The sequence below is a fragment of the Streptomyces sp. URMC 123 genome (genome assembly GCF_051386515.1).
Taxonomy (GTDB): Bacteria; Actinomycetota; Actinomycetes; order Streptomycetales; family Streptomycetaceae; genus Streptomyces.
The window spans coordinates 1-4,130 of record NZ_JBPQTV010000452.1; the positions used below are offsets into that span (position 1 = coordinate 1).

Genomic DNA, 4,130 nt, shown 5'->3' on the forward strand with positions numbered 1-4,130 from the left:
GAAGGCCGGGGAAAGATGCCCGCCCCGAAGGGGCGGAAAAGCCCGTGGCGTTCACGTCGACGACGGGCACGTCACGGACGACCTGGACGTGAACGTCGCGCAAAAGCCGGCGCAGCGTTCACGCGGGGACGAGATGGGCCCGCAGGAGGGACTCCAACCCGCAGTACCTCCCCTCGCACACCGCGTCGAGCAACTCGACATGCTCCGCCGCGTCGGCCACCAACCGCACCCGCTCCGCCCCGCCCCCGCCGAGGACCGGCCCCTGCGCCCGCCGGTGCAGATCGTCGGCGACCGCCACGAGCTGCTCGTTGCCGGCGAGCCCGAGCACCGCCCGGTGGAACGCGCGGTCGGCCTCCGCGTAGGCCGCCCGGTCCCCGCAGGCCGCCGCGGCCACCGTCGCCTCGGCCAGTGGCCTCAGCTCCGCCCAGCGCGCACCGGGCACGGTGCGCGCGAGCCGCACGATCACGGGCACCTCCAGCAGCACCCGTACCTCCGCGAGCTCCGCGAGCTCCCGCGCGCCGCGCTCGGCGACCCGGAAGCCGCGGTTGGGGACGACCTCCACCGCGCCTTCGAGCGCGAGCTGCTGCATCGCCTCGCGGACGGGCGTGGCGGACACCCCGAAGCGCTCGGCGAGCAGCGGCGCGGAGTACACCTCGCCGGGCAGCAGCTCGCCGGTGACGAGCGCGTGCCGCAGCGCGTCGAGCACCTGACCCCGTACGGAGTAGCGCTGCGGCATTCTCCGCGCGCCCCCGCCCCCGGAGGCGGGGACATCAGCCGCGGACCCACCCGCAGACGTAGACGCAGCCGTAGACGCAGCCGTAGACGTGGGCGTAGACGCCGGAACAGCCCCGCACCGCGCCTCGGCCGGGTGCTCCGACGCCCGCCCCGGCGAGGGAACCCGCGGCCCCGGCACCCGCTCGGCGGCCGCCGCCGCACCGGACGCGGCCCCACCGGAAGCAACCGCGCCGGAGGCAACCGCAGCCGCGGACGCCTCCGCGTCCGCGTCCGCTCTCATGTGCTCCACTCGGGTCCTCCTCGGCCGTCATGCGGGCGCGCGCCGGCTCGTCCCGTCGACGGCCTCTCACCCCTGTGCACGATAAGCGGACCCCCCTCCACGTCAAACCTCGATCGATTCGGGTAAGGTAAGGCTTACCTAGCGCCGTCCGCGATTCGGTGGTCCCCTCCATGACCGTGCCTGCCGTGCTGTACCGCGAAACCCGCTCCTGTGCGGCCGAGCCGCCCGCCTCGCCCGCGCCGCCCGCGTCACCCGTGGCCGAGGCGTACGCCCGGCTGACCGCGGCGTTCCCCGCGCTGCTGGTGACCGAGGAGCCGCCGCGGTCGGGCCCCGGCTGGGTCATGGCCGCGGACCTCGCGGCCGGCGGCGAGGCGCTGGACGCCTATCTCGCCTGGGACGACGCGCAAGTGCTGCGGGACTACGGCCAGCAGGGGCGCCCCGACGTCGTGGCCAGCTTCGGGCTGCACCGCTACGCCTGGCCCGCCTGTCTGCTGATCACCATCCCCTGGTTCCTGAGCCGCCGCGTGCCCCGGGTGCCCGTGGAGGCCGTCTCCTTCCACCGGGAGCTCGGCCGGATGGCCGTACGGATCGAGGAGTTCGCCTGTCTGCCCGGCGACCCGGCGGCGGCGCTGCCGGGCGCCCGCGTGGTGGCGGACGAGGAGGCCCTGCGGGCGGAGGTCCGCGGCGCCGTCGCCGAGCACCTCGGCCCCGTGCTGGAGGGCTTCCGGCCGCGGCTGCGGCGCGGCCGCCGGGGCCTGTGGGGCATGGCCACGGACGAGATCGTCGAGGGCATCTGGTACATCGGCCAGGCGCTCGGCGAGGAGGGCCGGGCGATGGCCGAACTCGAGCAGTTGCTGCCCGGGGCGACCGCCCCGTACGTCGGTGACGCGGCGTTCCGCGAGCTGACCGGCCCGCGGGGCGAGAAACTGCCCACCCGGGACCGCGCGAGCTGCTGCATGCTCTACACCCTGCGGCCCGAGGACACCTGTGTGACCTGCCCGCGCACCTGCGACACCGACCGGGTCGCCCGCCTCCTCGGCGGCTGAGCGCGCCGCAGCACGAGCGGGCTCGCGAACCGGTCCGCCACCGGTCCCGCGCACCGGCCGCCGCCACCCCCACGAGCCGGGCTTATTAGAACACCATCCCACCGCCCCGTACGGCAGTTCGGCGCCTATCGCCCTATCCGAATGCCGCCGCCCGCCGTTGGCGCGCTCTTGGCCCGAAACCCCTTGGCGCAAGGGGGGATTCCGCCAGGATTGGCGCCGACAAGGCCACGGCACGCGCCACGGCACGGCACGGAGCGGAAGCGAGGCGAGAGCCCCGGATGAAACTGACCGACATATCACTGGACTGGGTGCTCCCGGTCGCTGTGCTGATCGTCGGCGTCCTGGTCGCGGTCATGGTGGCGCGCGGCCGGCGAGCCGGCGAGGAAGCCGCCGGCAACGACACCTGGGAGCGCACGGAGGAGCGCCGCCGGCGCAAGGAAGCCGTCTACGGCACCGCCTCCTACGCACTGCTGTTCTGCTGCGCCGCCGTCGCCGCCGCCCTCTCCTTCCACGGACTGGTCGGCTTCGGGCGGCAGAATCTCAGCCTCACCGGCGGCTGGGAGTACCTGGTGCCCTTCGGGCTCGACGGCGCGGCGATGTTCTGCTCGGTCCTCGCGGTGCGCGAGGCGAGCCACGGGGACGCCGCGCTGGGATCGCGGTTGCTGGTGTGGCTGTTCGCGGGCGCGGCGGCCTGGTTCAACTGGGTGCACGCGCCGCGCGGCCTCGGCCACGACGGGGCGCCGCAGTTCTTCGCGGGGATGTCGCTGTCGGCCGCGGTCCTCTTCGACCGCGCGCTCAAGCAGACCCGCCGGGCGGCCCTGCGGGAGCAGGGGCTGGTGCCCCGGCCGCTGCCGCAGATCCGGGTCGTACGGTGGCTGCGGGCGCCCCGGGAGACGTTCGGCGCGTGGTCGCTGATGCTCCTGGAGGGCGTGCGCACGCTGGACGAGGCCGTGGAGGACGTCCGCGAGGACCGGCGGCAGAAGCAGCAGAGCCGCCATCGCCGGCGCGACCAGGAGAAGCTGGAGCGGGCCCAGATCAGGGCGCTGAACCGGCAGCACCGCATGTGGGGCCGGGGCCGCGGCGGCCGCCAGGTGGAGGTGTCGGGACTGTCGCCGCCGCCCGCGCAGGTCGGCGCGGACCCCGCCATAGCGGACGGTGAGCTGCCCGTACGCTCCCGGCCGGCCCTTCAGGCCGTGACCGACGATCCGGTTGAGACGGCGGCGGCCCGGGCCGCCGCGTCCCGCGCGACGGGCGACCGGCGGCGACCGCAGGAGCGGCCGCACGATCGCCCGCGCACCATCGATCTGACGGCCGAGGACGACACCCTCGCCGTCCCCCGGCTCGACTCCCTGGAGCGCAAGCTCAAGGATCTCGAGCAGCAGTTCGGCTGAACCGGGCGGCGGGCCGCGCCACCCGTGGCCCAGGGGCCACCCCCTGTTCGGGGCCACTCATGACTCAGGCCAGTCCGCCGTCCAGTTCGAACCAGACGACTTTCCCGGTGCCGTGCGGCCGCGCTCCCCAGGCGTCCGCGAGGCTCTGGACGAGCACCAGACCCCGACCGTGCGTCCCCTCCCCGTCAGGGGTGCGCGGCGCGGGGCCGCGGGACGCGAAGTCCCGCACCTCCACCAGCAGCCGGTCCTCGGTCCTGCCCACCCGTCCGGGCAGTACGGTGGCCGTGACCTCCGCCCCCCGGTCGGTGTGCACCAGCGCGTTGGTCACCAGCTCGCTGGCCAGCAGCTCGGCGACGGCCCGGTGGTCGGGCCCTCCCCAGGCCCGGTGCCGCATGAGCTCGCGCAGTGCCGCCCGTATCTCCGCGACCGCGGTCAGGTCGCCGTGCCGGAGCCTTCTGCGTATGTCGGGCTCCTGCTCGACGTCGGTCCTCGAGGCCTCCAGGGCGTCGGCCAGCGCCCCGCCCCCTCCCCTTCCCCGTTCCATCCTCTGAAACGCCATCTCCCCCGTCCCCGTCGTGTAAGCCGTCGCTCCCCGTCCCCTCGAACAGGCTCACGGTCATGCATGCCCCGCCCGGGCACGCCCACTCCCCTCCGGGCGGACCGTGTCGACCAGTTGCG

The 4,130-nt window shown here is 75.0% G+C and carries 4 protein-coding genes; 2 read left to right on the plus strand and 2 right to left on the minus strand.

Annotated elements, in window-relative coordinates:
- Positions 1 to 118: 118 nt before the first annotated feature.
- The gene (locus ACSNOD_RS29140) at positions 119 to 1,015 is read right to left on the minus strand and encodes a GntR family transcriptional regulator (protein WP_436770074.1); all 897 of its coding nucleotides are present in this window, start codon (positions 1,013 to 1,015) and stop codon (positions 119 to 121) included.
- 170 nt (positions 1,016 to 1,185) lie between these two features.
- Here ACSNOD_RS29140 and ACSNOD_RS29145 point away from each other — a divergent pair, with 170 nt between their 5' ends.
- Both ACSNOD_RS29145 and ACSNOD_RS29150 read left to right on the plus strand, forming a co-directional pair.
- On the plus strand, positions 1,186 to 2,061 hold the full coding sequence (locus ACSNOD_RS29145) for a (2Fe-2S)-binding protein (RefSeq protein WP_436770071.1): 876 nt from the start codon (positions 1,186 to 1,188) through the stop codon (positions 2,059 to 2,061).
- A 278-nt stretch (positions 2,062 to 2,339) separates the two neighbouring features.
- Entirely contained in the window at positions 2,340 to 3,452 is a 1,113-nt protein-coding gene (locus ACSNOD_RS29150; RefSeq protein WP_436770072.1) for a DUF2637 domain-containing protein, read from the plus strand.
- 64 nt (positions 3,453 to 3,516) lie between these two features.
- Here ACSNOD_RS29150 and ACSNOD_RS29155 read toward each other — a convergent pair whose 3' ends face one another.
- Complete coding sequence (locus ACSNOD_RS29155; RefSeq protein ID WP_436770073.1) at positions 3,517 to 4,011, minus strand: ATP-binding protein; 495 nt, start codon at positions 4,009 to 4,011, stop codon at positions 3,517 to 3,519.
- Between the last annotated feature and the right edge of the window lie 119 nt (positions 4,012 to 4,130).